We start from the raw sequence: 18,926 nt of genomic DNA on the forward strand, positions 1-18,926 counted from the left end.
TCCAAGGAGGTCGTCATGATCGTACGGATCATGGGGGAGGGCCAGGTGCGGGTGGCCGAGAGCCATCTGCCCGGACTGAACAGGCTGGACGACGAGCTGCTCGCGGAGATCGAGGGCGGCGATCACGAGGGCTTCCGGAGGACCCTGGGCGCGCTGCTGGGCGCGGTGCGCTCGGCCGGTGAGCCCCTGCCCGATGACGCGCTCCAGCCGTCCGAGCTGATCCTCCCCGCCGCCGACGCGACCCTCGAGGAAGTCAAGGCGATGCTCAAGGACGACGGCCTCATTCCGGGCTAGTGCGGCGCGCTCCCGGATCCACACTCCAGCACAGGTCGTACCTCCCCGCACCGGCCGGGTACGGGCCGCCCACGAAGCCGGGTGGTCCCCCGCGGCCCTTACTGTTGGATTCCGTGACTCCCCTCGCCGTCGGGCCGGGCCTGGCCCGTCCGCACCGCTGGCTGTGCGCCCATCCCCGTGCCCTGGACACCCTGGTGGCGCTGGGGGTCCTCGCGCTGATCCTGATCGGCGCGGTGGCCGGCCCGCGCATGCGCCACCAGTCGCTGGGCGCCCTCTTCGTGCTGCTGGCCGTGCTCGCCGCCGCCTCGCTGGTGCTCCGCCGCGATCTGCCCCGCGGGGTGCTCGCCTTCAACGTGGCCCTCACCCTCACCGAGCTCGTCACCAATGACGTGGGCCCGCCGCGCACCTCGATCGTGTTCGGGGTCGTGGTGGCGCTCTACACCGTGGCGGCCCGCACCGACCGCCCCACCACCTGGCGGCTCGGCGCCGCCACGGCCGTACTGCTCACCGGCGCCGGGATGCTCTTCGCGCTCAACCCCTGGTACTCACAGGAGAACTGGGGTCTGTTCGCGTGGACCGGGCTGGCCGCGGCCGCCGGTGACGCGGTGCGCAGCCGGCGCGCCTATATCGCCGCCATCGAGGAGCGGGCGGTCCGCGCCGAGCGCACCCGCGAGGAGGAGGCGCGCCGCCGGGTCGCCGAGGAGCGGCTGCGGATCGCCCGTGAGCTGCACGATGTCGTGGCGCATCACATCGCGCTGGTCAACGTCCAGGCCGGGGTCGCCTCCCACGTCATGGACAACCGCCCGGACCAGGCCAAGGAGGCGCTCGCACACGTACGGCAGGCGAGCCGCTCGGCGCTGGAGGAGCTGCGTGCCACGGTCGGCCTGCTGCGGCAGTACGGCGACCCCGCCGCCCCCACCGAACCGGCCCCCGGCATCGCCGTCCTGGACCAGCTCGTGGACGGCTTCGTACGGGCCGGGATGCGGGTCCGGGTCCGGGCGGAGCCACCGGAGAAGCTGGGTGCGCTGCCGGGCTCGGTGGACCTCACGGCCTACCGCGTGGTCCAGGAGGCGCTGACCAATGTGCACAAGCACGCCGGGCCCGGGGCCACGGCCGAGATCCGCATCGCCCGGGTCGCGGACGCCCTGGAGGTCTCGGTCGAGGACGACGGGGCGGGGACGCGGACCGAGGGCCCCGAGGAGGCGCCGGACGGCGCGGACGCGTCCGGGGAGACCCGGGCGGACGGTACGGCGACCGGCGGCGGCGGACACGGCCTGCTGGGGATGCGCGAGCGGGTGACCGCGCTGCGCGGCCGCTGCGAGGCGGGGCCCCTGCCCGAGGGTGGTTTCCGGGTGCGGGTGAGACTTCCTCTGCAGCCGCGTAGGGGAGGGGACTCATGACGATCAAGGTGCTGCTGGCCGACGATCAGGCGCTGCTGCGCAGCGCGTTCCGCGTCCTGGTGGACTCCGAACCGGACATGGAGGTGGTGGGCGAGGCGTCCGACGGCGCGGAGGCGGTGGAGATCGCCCGCGCCCGGGGCGCCGACGTCGTCCTGATGGACATCCGGATGCCCGGTACGGACGGGCTGGCCGCCACCCGCATGATCACCGAAGACCCGCGGCTCAAGGACGTACGGGTGGTCATGCTGACGACCTTCGAGGTGGACGAGTACGTGGTGGACTCGCTGCGGGCGGGGGCCAGCGGCTTCCTCGGCAAGGGCGCCGAACCCGATGAGCTGCTCGCGGCGATCCGCATCGCGGCGGCGGGCGAGGCCCTGCTGTCCCCGGCCGCCACCAAGGGGCTGATCGCCCGCTTCCTGGCCCAGGGCGACGGGAGCGGCGGTGAGGGCGCCTATGACTCCTCACGGCTGGACGCCCTGACCGTGCGCGAGCGCGAGGTCTTGGTCCAGGTGGGCGGCGGGCTGTCCAACGACGAGATCGCCGCCCGGCTGGAGGTGAGCCCGCTCACGGTCAAGACGCATGTCAACCGCGCGATGGCCAAGCTGAGCGCCCGCGACCGTGCCCAGCTGGTGGTGATCGCCTACGAGACGGGGCTGGTCCGCGCGGGCGCGTAGCGCTACCCGCCGGGCCTTTCCCCTCCCCGCCCCTTCCCGAAACTGGGGCTCCGCCCCAGCCCCCGAAGGGGCGCGGGGCTGTGTCGATGTGCGGCTCCGCCGCGTGGGCGCGGCCAGCCACGATGGTGCCGCAGATGATCGACGGCAGGTCAGGGCCAGGGGCCTCGCCCCTGGCCCCCGGGGACTGGGGCGGAGCCCCAGTTGTGGGAAGGGGCGGGGAGGGGAGCAGCCCGCCGCAGGCGAACCGCGCCCCGCCCCCCCATCGCCGGACGCTGCCTACGGCAGCGTGAGCATCCGCTCCAGCGCCAGCTTGGCGAAGTGCTCGGTCTCCTTGTCGACCTGGATGCGGTTGACCACCTTGCCGGCCACCAGCGACTCCAGCGCCCACACCAGATGCGGCAGGTCGATCCGGTTCATGGTCGAGCAGAAGCAGACCGTCTTGTCGAGGAAGACGATCTCCTTCCCCTGGTCGGCGAATCGATTGGCCAGGCGCCGTACGAGGTTCAGCTCGGTGCCGATCGCCCACTTCGAACCGGCGGGGGCGGCCTCCAGGGCCTTGATGATGTACTCGGTCGAGCCCACGTAGTCGGCCGCCGCCACGACCTCGTGCTTGCACTCGGGGTGCACCAGCACGTTCACACCCGGTATGCGCTCGCGCACATCGTTGACCGAGTCCAGTGAGAAGCGGCCGTGCACCGAGCAGTGGCCGCGCCACAGGATCATCGTGGCGGCGCGCAGTTCCTCGGGGGTGAGCCCGCCGTTCGGCTTGTGCGGGTTGTAGACGACGCAGTCCTCCAGCGACATGCCCATGTCGCGGACCGCCGTATTGCGCCCCAGGTGCTGATCGGGCAGGAACAGCACCTTCTGGCCCTGCTGGAACGCCCATTCCAGCGCCCGCTGGGCATTGGAGGAGGTGCAGATCGTGCCGCCGTGGCGACCGGTGAACGCCTTGATGTCGGCGGAGGAGTTCATGTACGAGACGGGCACCGTCACATCCGCCACACCGGCCTCGGTGAGCACCTCCCAGCACTCGGCGACCTGCTCGGCCGTGGCCATGTCGGCCATCGAGCAGCCGGCCGCCAGATCGGGGAGGACGACCTGCTGGGCGTCGCCCGTGAGGATGTCGGCGGACTCGGCCATGAAGTGCACACCGCAGAAGACGATGTACTCGGCCTCCGGCCGCGCGGCCGCGTCCCGGGCGAGCTTGAAGGAGTCTCCGGTGACATCGGCGAACTCGATGACCTCGTCGCGCTGGTAGTGGTGGCCGAGCACGAAGACCTTGTCCCCGAGCTTCTCCTTGGCCGCGCGGGCGCGTGCCACCAGATCCGGGTCGGAGGGCGCCGGGAGGTCTCCCGGGCACTCCACGCCGCGCTCGCTCCGGGGGTCGGCCTCCCGGCCGAGAAGCAGCAGAGCGAGCGGGGTCGGCTGCACGTCGAGGGGCTGGGCGGTGGTCACGTCACGCACCCTTCTTTCTTCGATGGGACTTCACTGGGGACCCTAATCGTCAGAATGACGCTATCTATCATAGCTCCTTCACGTCACGTTGACGAGAGACATTGTGTCGATGTGACGCATTCCGGTGTGTCCGCCCGTATGCGAGCATGAAGGGCAACAGGAGATAGGCGCTTGGGCCCGGAATGAATCCGGGACGCCGTTGGTTTGTGCCAACGGCAAGCAGTCCGTACGACCCGGGAGAGAAGCAGATGACCGTTCAGGACGAGACCACCGCGAGCGAGGGCATCATCCTGTCCGACGCCGCCGCGTCGAAGGTCAAGAGCCTGCTGGAGCAGGAGGGCCGCGACGACCTCGCGCTGCGCGTCGCCGTCCAGCCCGGCGGCTGCTCCGGCCTGCGCTACCAGCTCTTCTTCGACGAGCGCTCGCTCGACGGCGACGTCGTCAAGGACTTCGGCGGCGTGAAGGTCGTGACCGACCGCATGAGCGCCCCGTACCTGGGCGGTGCCTCGATCGACTTCGTCGACACCATCGAGAAGCAGGGCTTCACCATCGACAACCCGAACGCCACGGGCTCCTGCGCCTGCGGCGACTCCTTCAGCTGAGCCCCCGGGCGCGGCGGAGTAAACAGCGCGACGGAAGGGGCGGGCCCATCGGGCCCGCCCCTTCCGCCTGCCATGTCCTGGGCGCTCCGCTCACTTCCGCAGCGGCACCGTCTTACCGGTGGACCCGTCCACGACCTTCCGGCCGTCCAGCGGCTCCTTCAGCGTCACCTTCCGCTCCAGTTGCTTGGCGATGAGGATGCAGGCCCGCCCCGGATGCTTCGGCTTGCTCTTGAGGTCCAGCGTCACCTTGTCGGAGGTCTCCTTCGCTGAGACCGAGTAGGTGTTGCAGACCCCGCCCCAGAAGCGCAGCGTCAGGGTCTTGCCGTCCACGCTGTACGAGGTGAGGTGATCCGGCTTGGAGGTGCTGTCCCCCTTGCCCGGCGAGGGGGAGTGGCCGGGTTCCTTCGCCTTCTTGATGAACTCCGGCTTCACCGCGGGGTAGGGGAGGGTGACCGCCACCCGGTTGGTCCCGGTCGGCTTGGTCTCGAAGATCCACGACGGCACCAGCGCCCGCCGGCCGTCCACCATGTGCGAGGCGAGGCCGAACGTCACCTTGCGCACGCTCACCTTCCCCGAGGGGCCGTCGCTCCTGCCCGCCGTCGAGTTCAGCCGCTGGAGCGCCTGCCCCGCGCTGAGCACCGGATAGGTGTCGTCCTCCTTGGGCTTCGACAGCGTTCCGCTGCCGCCGACCAGCTGGCCGTCGGCGCCGACCTGCAGATTGGTGCCCCAGCCGTAGGTGGGCAGCTCGCCCACCTCGGGATCCGCGTTCACCATCCGCACGGCGCCGTAGAGGCCGCTCGCGTCCAGCTTCGCGTCCGACAGTCCGAGCGCCTTGAGCACCGGCTCGGCGGCGCTCTGCGCCTTCTCCTCGGACACGGCCTTGTCGCGGCCCTCGGCGGCGCCGTTGTCACCGCGCTTGTCGCCGTCGCGGTAGGTGGGGCAGGTCTTGTCGGCCTTGTCCGCCGCGTCGCCCTTGTCGGTCCGGGGCGCTTTCTTCCCGTCCGGGTGGACGCAGGACGTGTCGCCCGGCGCCCCGTAGCGCGAGTACGACCAGCTGCCCGGCCCGGTCCGGCTCACCCGCAGCGTCGGGCCGCTCGCGTCCGGGGCGCCGCCCACCTTCCAGTACCCGTGGTCGGCGCGGGGGCTGCCGGAGACGTCCAGGGCCTTCGCCAGCCGCGCCACATCGGCCTTGGTGACCTTCGGGTCGGTCAGATACACCGGGGCCTCATCGGGGCCGCCCGGCAGTTTGCCCGTCACCACATAGCGGCCGCCGTGCGGGTCGGGCTCACCGGGCGCGATGCCCTCGTTCCCGCCCCGCTCTCCGCCCGGGGCGGCGTAGGCGTCCAGTGCGAGGGGTTTCGGCGCTCCGTCCTCGCCCGACGCGCCCGGACCCCGGGTGCCGCCGTCCGCCGCGGTGGAGGCCCAGTAGGCGCCGCCACCACCGGCGACCAGCACCGCGGCCGCCACCGAGACGACGGCCAGCGGCGAGCGCCGGCGCGGACGGGAAGTGTCGTCGTCGGGGGTCTGCGGGGTGTCGGTGTCCTCGGTGCTCACCGTTTTGCTCCTTCGGCTCCGCTCACGTTCTACGGTCCCATCCCTCGCGAGGAGATGCCGATGAGACGGAGCCGGGGCGCGGCCGGTTCCTTCAATCGCCGTAATCGGACATGCCGGCCAGCAGATCGGCCGATGCGGCGGGCACCGTGATCCCCCGGATGCGGGAGGCGGCGACCGGGGAAACGGGCCTGGTGGGAGCGGCCGATACGGTGACCGCCCAGTGCGGCGCCATCCGTGCACCGTCGCCGCGCAGCTCCTCCAGATATTCGGGCTCGATGGCCCCGGTGGCGGGGAAAGCGGGGGTGAGGTGCTGGGGCATGATGCCTCCCGGTCCATAGGGGTCGCCGACGCGTCCCCCGTGTCCACGCACCGTATTCAGCGGGTGTCGGGGAAAAAAGACCTACTATTGGGTAGTTTCTTCCGTTCGTATGGACCGGGCCGAGCAGATAGCGTGAAGCGTCCGATCTCTCCGCCCGCCCCGCAGGAGCGACTCAGTGCGTATCGCCGTAACCGGCTCCATCGCCACCGACCATCTGATGTCCTTCCCCGGCCGTTTCGCCGATCAGCTGGTCGCCGATCAGCTGCATACGGTCTCCCTCTCCTTCCTGGTCGACACCCTCGACGTCCGCCGTGGCGGAGTCGGCCCCAACATCTGTTTCGGCATGGGAGTGTTGGGTCTGCGCCCGATCCTGGTCGGCGCGGCCGGCGAGGACTTCGCCGACTACCGCGCCTGGCTGGACCGGCACGGTGTGGACACCGCGTCCGTGCGGATCTCCGAGGTCCAGCACACCGCGCGCTTCGTGTGCACCACCGACGCCGACCACAACCAGATCGCGTCCTTCTACACCGGTGCCATGAGCGAGGCCCGCCAGATCGAGCTCCAGCCCGTCGCGGAGCGCGTCGGCGGCCTCGACCTGGTGCTGATCAGCGCGGACGACCCGGAGGCCATGGTCCGCCACACCGAGGAGTGCCGCTCGCGCGGCATCGCCTTCGCCGCCGACCCCTCCCAGCAGCTCGCCCGCATGGACGGCGAGGACATCCGGGTGCTGATCGGCGGCGCGGAGTACCTCTTCACCAACGAGTACGAGGCCGCGCTGATCGAGACCAAGACCGGCTGGACCGCGGACCAGATCCTCGCCAAGGTCGGCACCCGCGTCACCACGCTGGGCGCGCAGGGCGTGCGGATCGACCGCGAGGGCGAGGAGCCCGTCGTCGTCGGCTGCCCGGAGGAGGAGCAGAAGGCCGACCCGACCGGCGTCGGCGACGCCTTCCGCGCGGGCTTCCTCTCCGGTCTGTCCTGGAACCTCTCGCTGGAGCGGGCCGCCCAGGTGGGCTGCATGCTGGCGACGCTGGTCATCGAGACGGTCGGCACGCAGGAGTACGAGCTGCGCCGCGGCCACTTCATGGAGCGCTTCGCCAAGGCGTACGGCCATGACGCGGCGGGCGAGATCGCGGCCCACCTGCCCTGAACCCGTGAGGCGCCCAAGGGGCGAGGGCCCGGGGGCCCTCGCCCCTTGGGCCCCGTCGGCAGCCCCGCCTTCCAGCCCCTCCAGGGGGCACCTCCCAGCGGTAGCTGGGGGAGATTGAGGAGCGGGGTCTGGGGCGGAGCCCCCCCACGCGGCGGAGCCGCACATCGTTAGGTGCCGGGAAGGGGCGGGGAGGGGGAAGCATCGATATGCGGCTCCGCCGCGTGGCCCGCCGCAGGCGTACGCGTACCGCCGGACACTAGGCGCGGCGGCGCACTCGATAGGCCACGCCCCGGTCGGCCGGGCGCTCGCCCTCGTAGGTCTGGCCGCGCATCTCGCACCAGGCCGGAATGTCCAGCCGGGCCGCCTCGTCGTCGGCCAGGACCGTCACCACACCGCCCACCGGCACCTCGCCGATCACCTTGGCCAGCTCGATCACCGGGATCGGGCATCGCTTGCCGAGCGAGTCGACGACCAGCTCGGGCTCGGGCTCGGGGGTCGGGTCCGCGGCTTCGGCCGCTCTCGGGGCGCCCAGGCGCTCCCGTACGCCCGCCACGACCCCCGGCAGCGCCTCCAGGAACCGGTCCACCTCCGCCTCGGCCGTACCGCGCGGGAGCGAGACCCGGACATTGCCCTCGGACAGCACCCCCATGGCCCGCAGCACATGGCTCGGGGTCAGCGTGGAGGAGGTGCAGGAGGAGCCGGACGAGACCGAGAACTCCGCGCGGTCCAGCTCATGGAGGAGCGCCTCTCCGTCGACATAGAGACAGGAGAAGGTCACCAGATGCGGCAGCCGCCGCTCCGGATCGCCGACCACCTCGACGTCCGGCACCAGCTCCGGCACCCGCGCCCGGATCCGCTCCACCAGCCCCCGCAGCCGCTCCGCCTCGGCGGCGGCCTCCGCCCGGACGGCCCGCAGCGAGGCCGCCGCGGCGACGATGGCGGGGAGGTTCTCGAACCCGGGGGAGCGGCCCGACTCCCGCTCGTCGGCGGGCTGAACGGTACGGAAGCGCACCCCCTTGCGCACCGCGAGCAGCCCCACTCCCGCAGGACCGCCCCATTTATGGGCACTTGCGGTCAGAAGCGACCAATTGCCTTCCGTGGGGCCCCAGCCGAGCGACTGCGCCGCGTCCACCAGCAGCGGTACGTCCGCCGCCGCGCACTCCTCGGCGGCCTCGGCCACCGGCTGCCGGGTGCCGACCTCGTGGTTGGCGGACTGCAGACAGGCCAGCGCGACCCCGTCCGGGGCCTCCCGCAGGGCCGCCGCGTACGCGCCCGGCGCGACCCGTCCCGTACGGTCCACCGGGACCTCGGTGACCGTGCCGCCGCCCGCCTCGTGCGCGGCCGCCGCGTGCAGCACCGAGGAGTGCTCCACGGCGGAGACGATCACACGGCGACCGGCGCGCCGCCGCCCCGAGAGTGCCCCCGCGACGCCGTCGTGCACCGCGCGGGTCCCCGAAGGGGTGAAGACGAGCTCGTCCGGGCGGCACCCCACGGCCTCGGCGGCCGCCTCCCGCGCGGCGTCCAGCAGCAGCCGGGCCCGCCGCCCCTCCCGGTACAGGCGTGAGGGGTCGGCCCACCCCTCGTCGAGTGCGGCGAGGAGCGCCTGCCGGGCGACGGGGTGCAGGGGAGCGGATGAGGCCGCGTCGAAGTAGGGCACGTAAGGAACGCTAGTCGCCGCGCCCGGCGAACGGACGGGCATGGCCCCGCGCAGGATCGCACCGCGACCGGAGCCGGAGTCGCGCCGGGACCGGAGCCGGGATCGCGTCGGCATCGGAACCAGGGTCGCACCCGCCCGGAGCCGGGGTCGGACCGGGGTCGGACGGGGGCTGGAACCCGGGCCGCGCCCGGCCGGAAAAGGCCGCCGGAGCCCGGGATTCCACCCCTTCGTGGAGCGCCCCGGCGCGTTGGGCACCCTCCCCGCGCGACCCCAAATGGCGTCCAGTAGGGTTTGGTCCGCATAAACATCCAAACCCCTGCCCGCACCGGGCCCGGCGACCGACCAGACAGACGGCCGCGGCCGACCGCGCGGGCGAGACTCTCGGGAAGGCGCTACGTGAGTCCCAACGGCTCCGACCGCTCGTCGCGGCGCCCGGTGCGGCGGAAGCTGCTGCAGGCGCTGGCCGCGGGCTTGGTCCTGGCGACCGCCACCGGTTGCACATCCAAGGACTTCCCCCGCCTCGGAATGCCTACCCCCGTCACGGAGGAGGCGCCGCGGATCCTCTCCCTGTGGCAGGGCTCGTGGGCGGCGGCGCTCGCCACGGGCGTCCTGGTCTGGGGCCTGATCATCTGGGCGGTCATCTTCCACCGTCGCAGCAGGACCAAGATCGAGGTCCCCGCGCAGACCCGGTACAACATGCCGATCGAGGCGCTGTACACCGTGGTCCCGATCATCATCGTCTCGGTGCTGTTCTACTTCACCGCACGCGATGAGAACGCGCTCCTCAAGACCTCCAAGAAGCCCGACCACGTGGTCAACGTGGTGGGCTACCAGTGGAGCTGGGGCTTCAACTACATGGAGAACGTGGACGGGTCCACCGCCACGCCCAAGCGGGAAGCCAAGGAGATCTCCGCGATCCCCCAGCGCATGCTGAGCGCGGTCCCCAAGGGTGCCGAGGGCGTCTACGACGCGGGCACCCCGGGTGAGCGGAACCCGCAGACCGGCAACCCGGGCCCGACCCTGTGGCTGCCCAAGGGCGAGTCCGTCCAGTTCATCCTGACGTCCCGCGATGTCATCCACTCGTTCTGGGTGGTCCCCTTCCTGATGAAGATGGACGTCATCCCGGGGCACACCAACCGCTTCGAGGTCACTCCGAACCGCGAGGGCACCTTCAAGGGCAAGTGCGCCGAGCTGTGCGGCGTCGACCACTCCCGGATGCTCTTCAACGTCAAGGTCGTGTCGCCGGAGCGTTACCAGCAGCACCTCAAGGAGCTGGCGAAGAAGGGCCAGACCGGCTACATCCCGGCGGGCATTGAGCAGACGGACGCCGCCAAGAACGCGGAGACCAGGACATCGTGAGCATCCTCAACGAACCCCAGGGTGCCGGCACCACCGCCTCGCAAGAGCGGGAAGTACCGGTACGTCGGAAGCAGCCGGGCAATGTCGTCGTCAAGTGGCTGACCACCACGGACCACAAGACGATCGGCACGCTCTACCTCGTCACGTCGTTCGCGTTCTTCTGCATCGGCGGCCTGATGGCGCTCTTCATGCGCGCCGAGCTGGCCCGTCCGGGTACGCAGATCATGTCGAACGAGCAGTTCAATCAGGCGTTCACCATGCATGGCACGATCATGCTGCTGATGTTCGCCACCCCGCTGTTCGCGGGCTTCACGAACTGGATCATGCCGCTGCAGATCGGTGCGCCCGATGTGGCGTTCCCGCGGCTGAACATGTTCGCGTACTGGCTGTACCTCTTCGGCTCGCTGATCGCGGTGGGCGGGTTCCTGACCCCGCAGGGCGCGGCCGACTTCGGCTGGTTCGCCTATTCCCCGCTGTCGGACGCGGTGCGGTCGCCGGGTGTGGGCGCGGACATGTGGATCATGGGTCTGGCGCTCTCCGGCTTCGGCACGATCCTCGGTGCGGTCAACTTCATCACCACGATCATCTGCATGCGCGCTCCGGGCATGACGATGTTCCGCATGCCGATCTTCACCTGGAACGTGCTGCTGACCGCGGTGCTGGTCCTGCTCGCCTTCCCGGTGCTGGCCGCCGCGCTGTTCGCCCTGGAGGCGGACCGTAAATTCGGGGCGCATGTCTTCGACGCGGCCAATGGCGGAGCGTTGCTCTGGCAACACCTCTTCTGGTTCTTCGGCCATCCAGAGGTGTACATCATCGCGCTGCCGTTCTTCGGCATCATTTCCGAGGTCATTCCGGTCTTCTCCCGGAAGCCGATGTTCGGTTACATCTCCCTGATCGCCGCGACCATTTCGATCGCCGGTCTCTCGGTGACGGTGTGGGCCCACCACATGTATGTCACCGGCGGAGTGCTCCTGCCGTTCTTCTCGTTCATGACGTTCCTCATCGCGGTGCCGACCGGTATCAAGTTCTTCAACTGGATCGGCACGATGTGGAAGGGGTCGCTGAGCTTCGAGACCCCGATGCTCTGGGCGATCGGCTTCCTGATCACCTTCACCTTCGGTGGTCTGACCGGTGTGATCCTGGCCTCGCCGCCGATGGACTTCCACGTCTCCGACTCGTACTTCGTGGTGGCCCACTTCCACTACGTGGTCTTCGGCACCGTGGTCTTCGCGATGTTCGCCGGATTCCACTTCTGGTGGCCGAAGATGACCGGCAAGATGCTGGACGAGCGGCTCGGCAAGATCACCTTCTGGACGCTGTTCGTGGGCTTCCACGGCACGTTCCTGGTGCAGCACTGGCTGGGCGCCGAGGGCATGCCCCGCCGGTACGCCGACTACCTGGCGGCCGACGGCATCACCACGCTGAACACCATCTCGACCATCAGCTCCTTCCTGCTGGGCCTGTCGATCCTGCCGTTCCTCTACAACGTCTGGAAGACCGCCAAGTACGGCAAGAAGGTCGAGGTCGACGACCCCTGGGGCTATGGCCGTTCGCTGGAGTGGGCGACCTCCTGCCCGCCCCCGCGGCACAACTTCCTCACCCTGCCGCGGATCCGCTCCGAATCCCCGGCGTTCGACCTGCACCACCCGGAGATCGCGGCGCTCGACCAGCTCGAGAATCACGGTGCGCCCGACGATGACAAGGCCCTCGCGGGTGGTAAGGAGGCCGGCAAGTGAAGGTTCAAGGCCGGATGTTCATCTGGCTGGCCGTCTTCATCCTCGTCATGGCGATCGTCTATGGCGTGTGGTCGAAGGAGCCGGCCGGCACCACGGCGCTCTTCCTGGCCTTCGCGCTGAGCATCATGATCGGCTACTACCTGGCCTTCACGGCCCGCCGGGTGGATGTCGGTGCGCAGGACAACAAGGACGCGGATGTCGCGGACGACGCCGGCGAGCTGGGGTTCTTCTCCCCGCACAGCTGGCAGCCGCTCTCCCTCGGCGTCGGCGGCGCCATGGCCTTCCTGGGCGTGATCTTCGGCTGGTGGCTGCTCTTCTTCTCGGCCCCGATCATCATGATCGGCCTCTTCGGCTGGGTCTTCGAGTACTACCGCGGCGAGAACGCCAACCAGTAGCCCTGACCGGCTGATACGAGCGGGGCCCGGACACCTCCCCAGGTGTCCGGGCCCCGCTCGTACGTCGCGGGCCCGGACGGCCCCGCCGGTTCACTCCGGTGCCTCACTCCGCGCGCCGTTCCCGGACACCGTTCTTACGTTGGCTCCATGAGCCACACACCTCGATCACCAAGAAGCCGGGCGGTGCTGACCTGCGCCCTGCTGGTGGCGCCGCTGATAGCGGGTCTGAGCGGATGCGGGGGCTCCCCCGACCCCCTGTCCGCCAAGCCGTACGACGCCGCCGATCAGATCTCCTTCAGCGGTGACGGCGACGGCCGTAAGGCCGATCCGGACAAGCCGCTCGAAGTGACGGCCAAGGACGACGACAGCCGGATCACGGATGTCACGGCCACCGACGCCGCGGGCCGCTACGTCCGGGGTGAGCTGACCGACGACGGCAAGCGCTGGCGCAGCACCGTGCCGCTGGCCGCGGGCGCCCACTACACGCTGAAGGTGTCCACGGAGGACTCCAATGGCGCTCCGGGCCGCCGTACCGTCGACTTCACCACCAGCTCCGCCCACCGGCTGCTGAAGGTCACCTTCGGCCCCAAGGCGGGGGAGTACGGGGTGGGGCAGCCCATCACGGCCAAGCTGAGCCGGCCCGTCAAGGACCCCTCGGCCCGCGCCGTGATCGAACGCGCACTGAAGGTGGACTCACGGCCCGCGGTGGAGGGCGTCTGGCACTGGGTGGACAGCCGGAACCTGCACTACCGCCCGCAGGAGTACTGGCCCGCCCACGCCACCATCACGGTGCACTCCAACCTCAAGGGCATCCGGATCGGCGGCGGGCTCTACGGCGGCGAGACCAAGTCGCTGCGGCTGACCACCGGCGACCGCATCGAGGCCCTCACCGACTCCGGCACCCACCAGATGACGGTGAAGCGCAACGGGGTGCCGATCCGGACCATCCCGATCACCACCGGTATGCCCGGATTCGACACCCGGAACGGCATCAAGGTCATCCTGGCCAAGGAATCCGCCGTACGGATGACGGGCGCCAGCATCGGACTGGGCGCGGGCTCCTACGACCTGATGGTCTACTGGGCCGCCCGGGTCACCAAGAGCGGTGAATACGTCCATGCCGCGCCCTGGTCCACCGGTTCGCAGGGCTACGCCAACGTCAGCCACGGCTGCACGGGCATGAGCACGGCGAACGCCCAGTGGTTCTTCAACACCGTGCGCCTGGGGGACATCGTCCAGGTGGTGCACAGCAACGGAGAGGACATGGCGACGTTCGACAACGGCTACGGCGACTGGAACATGGCCTGGGCGGACTGGCGCAAGGGCAGCGCCGTCGCCTCCGGCCAGTCCGATGCCACCCCCGCCGACTCCGCCCGGCTCCGACCCCAGGTCTGAGCAGCGGTGAGGACGGTGAGGTCAGGCGCCCACGGCGAGCCGCTTGCGGAGCAGCCCGGCCAGCGCGTCCGCCAGGGCCACCGGGTCCACCGGATGCGTGACCGCGGCCTCCGCGCGGCTCCAGGTGGCCAGCCAGGCGTCCTGCGGGCGGCCGATGAGCAGCAGCACCGGCGGGCACTGGAAGATCTCGTCCTTGATCTGCCGGCAGACGCCCATCCCGCCCGCGGGCGCCGACTCGCCGTCCAGCACACAGGCGTCGATGCCGCCCTCCTCCAGCGCCGAGAGAACGGCCGGGAGAGTGGCGCACTCGATGAACTCCACCGGGGGCAGATCGGCGGCGGGCCGGCGCCCGGCCGCCAGGCGCACCTGCTCGCGGGTGCTCACGTCATCGCTGTAGACCAGCACCGTTGCGGTGGGCCGCATCATGACCTCCGGACGAAGTAAGTGATCTGCCGGGCTCCTGTGGCGGATGCTACTCCCGTACAGCCGTCCGGAGGAGGGGGCGTACGGATCTCTCCCTCCTTCGAGGGACTGTCCGGAACAGCCCCGACGAGCAGGGTCGATGTCCTTGACGCGGCCCTTGACACTCCGAACGGGACCCCCGGGAGTGAGCGCTGGATAAGCGACCGACATAATGTCGGTCGTGGCGACAGCAACAGCAGTAGAAACCGGGCACGCGCACCCGTCGGTCAACCGGCCGAACCTCACCAGCGTCGGAACCATCATCTGGCTGAGTTCCGAGCTGATGTTCTTCGCGGCCCTCTTCGCGATGTACTTCACCCTGCGATCGGTGACCGGAGCCGAGCACTGGAAGGAAATGGCGTCCTCGCTGAACTTCCCGTTCTCGGCGACGAACACCACGATCCTGGTGCTCTCCTCCCTCACCTGCCAGCTCGGCGTCTTCGCCGCCGAGCGCGGCGACGTGAAGAAGCTGCGCTCCTGGTTCGTGATCACCTTCATCATGGGCGCGATCTTCATCGGCGGTCAGATCTTCGAATACACCGAGCTGGTCAAGAAGGACGGGCTTTCGCTCTCCTCCGACCCCTACGGCTCGGTGTTCTACCTGACCACCGGCTTCCACGGACTGCATGTGACGGGCGGCCTGATCGCCTTCCTGCTGGTCCTGGGCAGGACGTACGCGGCCAAGAGGTTCACCCACCAGCAGGCGACGGCGGCCATCGTCGTGTCCTATTACTGGCACTTCGTCGATGTCGTCTGGATCGGCCTCTTCGCCACGATCTACATGATCAAGTAAGCCGGTCACCGCACCGGAACCACGTCCTTAACAGCATCGACGCAGAAGATCCTGACACCGGGGTAATCCGTGAAAAAGCTCTCCGCACGACGGCGCCATCCGCTGGCTGCGCTCGTCGTCCTACTCTTCGCGCTGGCGGTCACTGGGGGGCTGTACGCCGCGTTTTCGCCGAGCGAGGCGAAGGCCGACGACAGCTCCGCCCAGTCCCTCGCCATCGAGGAGGGCAAGAAGCTCTATGCCGTCGGCTGCGCCAGCTGCCATGGCACGGGCGGTCAGGGGACCTCTGACGGCCCGAGCCTGGTCGGCGTCGGCTCCGCCGCCGTGGACTTCCAGGTCGGCACCGGCCGCATGCCGGCGCAGCAGCCGGGCGCCCAGGTGCCGAAGAAGAAGAAGATCTACTCGGACGCCGAGATCGAGCAGCTCGCCGCCTACATCGCCTCGCTCGGTGCGGGTCCGGTGACGCCCACCAAGAGCCAGTACAGCCCGGACGGCGCGGACGTCGCGAAGGGCGGGGAGCTCTTCCGTACGAACTGCGCGCAGTGCCACAACTTCGCCGGTAAGGGTGGTGCCCTCACCAACGGCAAGTTCGCGCCGGCTCTCGACGGGGTCAGCCCCAAGCATCTCTACGAGGCCATGCAGACCGGCCCGCAGAACATGCCCTCCTTCCCCGACACCGTGATGCCGGAGAAGAACAAGCAGGACATCATCGCCTACCTCGACACGGTCAACAGCGACAAGAGCAAGACCCCCGGTGGTCTTGAGCTCGGCGGGCTCGGCCCGGTGAGCGAGGGTCTGTTCGGCTGGGTCTTCGGCATGGGCGCGATGATCGTCCTCACCATCTGGGTCGCCGCCCGGACCGCAAAGGCCAAGAAGTCATGAGTAGCCACGAGATTTCAGAAGCAGAAGACAAGCTGCCGGAAGGGCGGGGGGCCGGGAGCGCCGTAAGGCCGGCCGAGGACCCGTTCGCCGACCCGGGGCTGCCCCCGCACGAGCACCGTAAGCAGGACATCGACGAGCGGGCCGCGAGGCGCTCCGAGCGCACCGTCGCAATGCTCTTCACGGTCTCGATGCTGGCCACGATCGCCTTCATCGCCGCGTATGTGGCACTCCCGGTCGACAAGTACATCTACGTCTTCCCGATCGGGCACATCAGCGCGCTGAACTTCGCGCTGGGGCTGACGCTCGGCATCGCGCTGTTCACCATCGGCGCGGGCGCGGTCCACTGGGCCCGCACCCTGATGTCCGATGTGGAGATCGCCGACGAGCGCCACCCCATCGAGGCCAGCCCCGAGGTGAAGTCGAAGGTCCTCGAGGATTTCGCCGCCGGCGCCAAGGAGTCCGGCTTCGGCCGTCGCAAGCTGGCCCGCAACACCCTCTTCGGCGCGCTCGCGCTGGTGCCGCTCTCCGGCGTCGTGCTGCTGCGCGACCTCGGCCCGATGCCCGGCACCAAGCTCCGGCACACCAAGTGGGCCAAGGGCAAGAAGCTGCTCAACTACAACACCATGCAGCCGCTGCGCCCCGAGGACATCTCCGTGGGTTCGCTCACCTTCGCCATGCCCGAGGGCATGAGCGAGGAGCAGCACGACTTCCAGACGGAGATCGCCAAGGCGGCCCTGATGCTGGTCCGGCTCCAGCCGGAGAACATCAAGGACAAGCGCGAACTGGACTGGTCGCACGAGGGCATCGTCGCGTTCTCCAAGATCTGCACCCACGTCGGCTGCCCGATCAACCTCTACGAGCAGCAGACGCACCACGTCCTGTGCCCCTGCCACCAGTCGACCTTCGACCTCTCCGACGGTGGCCGAGTGATCTTCGGTCCGGCCGGTCACGCGCTGCCGCAGCTGCGGATCAGGGCCAACGACCAGGGGTACCTCGAAGCCATGGGCGACTTCTCGGAGCCCGTCGGTCCTGCTTACTGGGAGCGCGGATGAGTACTACAAGCGACAGCGCCGCGCAGCGCCGGGGCAAAGCGCCCGCGGGTGAGCGCGTCGCGGACTGGGCCGACGGCCGGCTGGGCATCTACAGCCTGGCCAAGGCCAATATGCGCAAGATCTTCCCGGACCACTGGTCCTTCATGCTGGGCGAGGTCTGCCTCTACAGCTTCATCATCATCATCCTCACGGGTGTGTACCTGACGCTGTTCTTCCACCCCAGCATGGCGGAGGTCACCTACGAGGGCCCGTACGTCCCGATGCAGGGCGTGCGGATGTCCGAGGCGTTCCAGTCGACCCTCGACATCAGCTTCGAGGTGCGGGGCGGTCTGCTCATCCGGCAGATCCACCACTGGGCCGCGCTGGTCTTCCTCGCCGGCATGTTCACGCACATGATGCGCGTGTTCTTCACCGGTGCGTTCCGCAAGCCGCGTGAGATCAACTGGCTGTTCGGCTTCCTGCTGTTCTTCCTCGGCATGCTGACCGGCTTCACCGGCTACTCGCTCCCCGACGACCTGCTCTCCGGCACCGGTCTGCGGTTCATCGAGGGTGTGTTCCTGTCGATCCCGGTGGTCGGCACCTACATCTCGATGTTCGTCTTCGGCGGCGAGTTCCCCGGCACGGACCTCATCGCGAGGCTCTACCCGGTCCACGTCCTGCTGCTGCCGGGCATCATGCTCGGCCTGCTGGTGGCGCACCTGATCCTGGTCTTCTACCACAAGCACACGCAGTACCCCGGGGCCGGAAAGACCGAGAAGAACGTCGTCGGCATGCCTCTGCTGCCGGTCTACATGGCCAAGGCGGGCGGCTTCTTCTTCCTGGTCTTCGGTGTGATCGCGGTCATCTCCGCGATCGCGACCATCAACCCGATCTGGACCATCGGCCCCTACCGGCCCGACCAGGTGTCCACCGGCGCCCAGCCCGACTGGTACATGGGCTTCGCCGAGGGTCTGGTCCGTGTGATGCCCGGCTGGGAGATCACCGCCTGGGGCCACACGCTCGTCCTGGGCGTGTTCATCCCGATCGTGCTCTTCCCGCTGGTCCTGTTCGCGATCGGGCTCTACCCGTTCATCGAGTCCTGGATCACCGGCGACAAGCGTGAGCACCACATCCTGGACCGCCCGCGCAACGCCCCGACCCGTACGGCCTTCGGTGTCGCCTGGATGACCGCGTACTTCGTGATGCTGGTCGGTGGCGGTAACGACCTGTGGGCCACCCACTTCCACCTGTCGATCAACTCGATCACGTGGTTCGTGCGGATCGCCTTCTTCGTGGGCCCGGTCCTGGCGTTCATCGCCACCAAGCGGATCTGCCTCGGCCTCCAGCGGCGCGACAGGGACAAGGTGCTGCACGGCCGTGAGACCGGCATCATCAAGCGGCTGCCGCACGGTGAGTTCATCGAGGTCCACGAGCCGCTCGCGCAGGAGCAGCTGCACACGCTCACCCAGCACGAGCAGCCCGAGCCCTACGAGATCGGCCCGGAGGTCGACGAGAACGGGGTCAAGCGGAAGATAAAGCGTTCTCAGAAGCTCCGTTCGAAGCTCTCCAAGGGCTACTACGGCGAGAACAACGTCATTCCGAAGCCGACCCGCGAGGAGTACCACGAGATCACCAGCGGCCACGGCCACCACTGATCTCCCGGTACCCCTTCAGCGACCGGTTTCTTCCTACAGCGACGCCACACCACCAGGGCCCCGGCCCGGACCACACGGTCCGGCCGGGGCCCCGGCCGTGCTGCCGATAGGCTTGC

General features: G+C 69.4%; 18 protein-coding genes. 13 read left to right on the plus strand and 5 right to left on the minus strand.

Annotated elements, in window-relative coordinates; translation table 11 throughout:
* The first annotated feature begins 15 nt into the window (after positions 1 to 15).
* From pspAA to ACZ6TD_RS33945, 3 genes are all read left to right on the plus strand, one after another.
* On the plus strand, positions 16 to 294 hold the full coding sequence (gene pspAA, locus ACZ6TD_RS33935; protein ID WP_191067286.1) for a PspA-associated protein PspAA: 279 nt from the start codon (positions 16 to 18) through the stop codon (positions 292 to 294).
* 104 nt (positions 295 to 398) lie between these two features.
* Positions 399 to 1,694, plus strand: coding sequence for a sensor histidine kinase (locus ACZ6TD_RS33940; protein WP_471344331.1), 1,296 nt, complete (start codon positions 399 to 401; stop codon positions 1,692 to 1,694).
* Entirely contained in the window at positions 1,691 to 2,368 is a 678-nt protein-coding gene (locus tag ACZ6TD_RS33945) for a response regulator transcription factor (RefSeq protein WP_470009243.1), read from the plus strand. Before ACZ6TD_RS33940 ends, ACZ6TD_RS33945 begins: the two co-directional genes overlap by 4 nt.
* Before the next feature lie 276 nt (positions 2,369 to 2,644).
* Here ACZ6TD_RS33945 and nadA read toward each other — a convergent pair whose 3' ends face one another.
* The gene (gene nadA / locus ACZ6TD_RS33950; RefSeq protein ID WP_471344333.1) at positions 2,645 to 3,832 is read right to left on the minus strand and encodes a quinolinate synthase NadA; all 1,188 of its coding nucleotides are present in this window, start codon (positions 3,830 to 3,832) and stop codon (positions 2,645 to 2,647) included.
* 239 nt (positions 3,833 to 4,071) lie between these two features.
* Between nadA and ACZ6TD_RS33955 the strand changes: the two genes are divergently transcribed.
* On the plus strand, positions 4,072 to 4,425 hold the full coding sequence (locus tag ACZ6TD_RS33955) for a HesB/IscA family protein (RefSeq protein WP_020871998.1): 354 nt from the start codon (positions 4,072 to 4,074) through the stop codon (positions 4,423 to 4,425).
* Positions 4,426 to 4,515: 90 nt separating this feature from the next.
* Here ACZ6TD_RS33955 and ACZ6TD_RS33960 read toward each other — a convergent pair whose 3' ends face one another.
* Both ACZ6TD_RS33960 and ACZ6TD_RS33965 read right to left on the minus strand, forming a co-directional pair.
* Positions 4,516 to 5,979 carry a hypothetical protein gene (locus tag ACZ6TD_RS33960; protein WP_471344334.1) on the minus strand — a complete coding sequence of 488 codons (1,464 nt, stop codon included), beginning with the start codon at positions 5,977 to 5,979 and terminating at the stop codon, positions 4,516 to 4,518.
* Between the two features lie 91 nt (positions 5,980 to 6,070).
* Complete coding sequence (locus ACZ6TD_RS33965; RefSeq protein WP_471344335.1) at positions 6,071 to 6,298, minus strand: hypothetical protein; 228 nt, start codon at positions 6,296 to 6,298, stop codon at positions 6,071 to 6,073.
* 175 nt (positions 6,299 to 6,473) lie between these two features.
* Between ACZ6TD_RS33965 and ACZ6TD_RS33970 the strand changes: the two genes are divergently transcribed.
* Complete coding sequence (locus ACZ6TD_RS33970; RefSeq protein ID WP_471344337.1) at positions 6,474 to 7,448, plus strand: carbohydrate kinase family protein; 975 nt, start codon at positions 6,474 to 6,476, stop codon at positions 7,446 to 7,448.
* 256 nt (positions 7,449 to 7,704) lie between these two features.
* Here ACZ6TD_RS33970 and ACZ6TD_RS33975 read toward each other — a convergent pair whose 3' ends face one another.
* Positions 7,705 to 9,105 carry an aminotransferase class V-fold PLP-dependent enzyme gene (locus ACZ6TD_RS33975; protein ID WP_471344339.1) on the minus strand — a complete coding sequence of 467 codons (1,401 nt, stop codon included), beginning with the start codon at positions 9,103 to 9,105 and terminating at the stop codon, positions 7,705 to 7,707.
* A gap of 396 nt (positions 9,106 to 9,501) precedes the next feature.
* Here ACZ6TD_RS33975 and ctaC point away from each other — a divergent pair, with 396 nt between their 5' ends.
* The 4 genes from ctaC to ACZ6TD_RS33995 all read left to right on the plus strand — a co-directional run bounded on the left by ctaC (position 9,502) and on the right by ACZ6TD_RS33995 (position 13,990).
* Positions 9,502 to 10,464, plus strand: coding sequence for an aa3-type cytochrome oxidase subunit II (gene ctaC / locus ACZ6TD_RS33980; RefSeq protein ID WP_471344341.1), 963 nt, complete (start codon positions 9,502 to 9,504; stop codon positions 10,462 to 10,464).
* Positions 10,461 to 12,200 carry an aa3-type cytochrome oxidase subunit I gene (ctaD, locus tag ACZ6TD_RS33985; RefSeq protein ID WP_471344343.1) on the plus strand — a complete coding sequence of 580 codons (1,740 nt, stop codon included), beginning with the start codon at positions 10,461 to 10,463 and terminating at the stop codon, positions 12,198 to 12,200. The genes ctaC and ctaD overlap by 4 nt, the downstream gene beginning before the upstream one ends.
* Entirely contained in the window at positions 12,197 to 12,595 is a 399-nt protein-coding gene (locus ACZ6TD_RS33990; protein WP_413100704.1) for a cytochrome c oxidase subunit 4, read from the plus strand. Before ctaD ends, ACZ6TD_RS33990 begins: the two co-directional genes overlap by 4 nt.
* A gap of 147 nt (positions 12,596 to 12,742) precedes the next feature.
* Positions 12,743 to 13,990 (plus strand): L,D-transpeptidase, encoded by a 1,248-nt coding sequence (locus ACZ6TD_RS33995; RefSeq protein WP_471344345.1) that lies wholly within the window; start codon positions 12,743 to 12,745, stop codon positions 13,988 to 13,990.
* Positions 13,991 to 14,011: 21 nt separating this feature from the next.
* Here the strand turns inward: ACZ6TD_RS33995 and ACZ6TD_RS34000 are convergent, their stop codons facing one another.
* Positions 14,012 to 14,413 (minus strand): hypothetical protein, encoded by a 402-nt coding sequence (locus ACZ6TD_RS34000; RefSeq protein WP_471358268.1) that lies wholly within the window; start codon positions 14,411 to 14,413, stop codon positions 14,012 to 14,014.
* A gap of 211 nt (positions 14,414 to 14,624) precedes the next feature.
* Here ACZ6TD_RS34000 and ctaE point away from each other — a divergent pair, with 211 nt between their 5' ends.
* The 4 genes from ctaE (at position 14,625) to qcrB (ending at position 18,810) form a co-directional block, all read left to right on the plus strand.
* A complete protein-coding gene (gene ctaE / locus ACZ6TD_RS34005) occupies positions 14,625 to 15,245 on the plus strand; it encodes an aa3-type cytochrome oxidase subunit III (protein ID WP_069869327.1) in 621 nt (206 codons plus the stop codon).
* Between the two features lie 69 nt (positions 15,246 to 15,314).
* Positions 15,315 to 16,124: a cytochrome bc1 complex diheme cytochrome c subunit gene (qcrC, locus tag ACZ6TD_RS34010; protein WP_191067294.1), complete on the plus strand. Its 810-nt coding sequence runs from the start codon at positions 15,315 to 15,317 to the stop codon at positions 16,122 to 16,124.
* Positions 16,121 to 17,176: a cytochrome bc1 complex Rieske iron-sulfur subunit gene (qcrA, locus tag ACZ6TD_RS34015; protein WP_471344347.1), complete on the plus strand. Its 1,056-nt coding sequence runs from the start codon at positions 16,121 to 16,123 to the stop codon at positions 17,174 to 17,176. Before qcrC ends, qcrA begins: the two co-directional genes overlap by 4 nt.
* The gene (qcrB, locus tag ACZ6TD_RS34020) at positions 17,173 to 18,810 is read left to right on the plus strand and encodes a cytochrome bc1 complex cytochrome b subunit (RefSeq protein WP_471344349.1); all 1,638 of its coding nucleotides are present in this window, start codon (positions 17,173 to 17,175) and stop codon (positions 18,808 to 18,810) included. The genes qcrA and qcrB overlap by 4 nt, the downstream gene beginning before the upstream one ends.
* Positions 18,811 to 18,926 lie beyond the last annotated feature (116 nt).

This window comes from Streptomyces yongxingensis, from assembly GCF_055597465.1.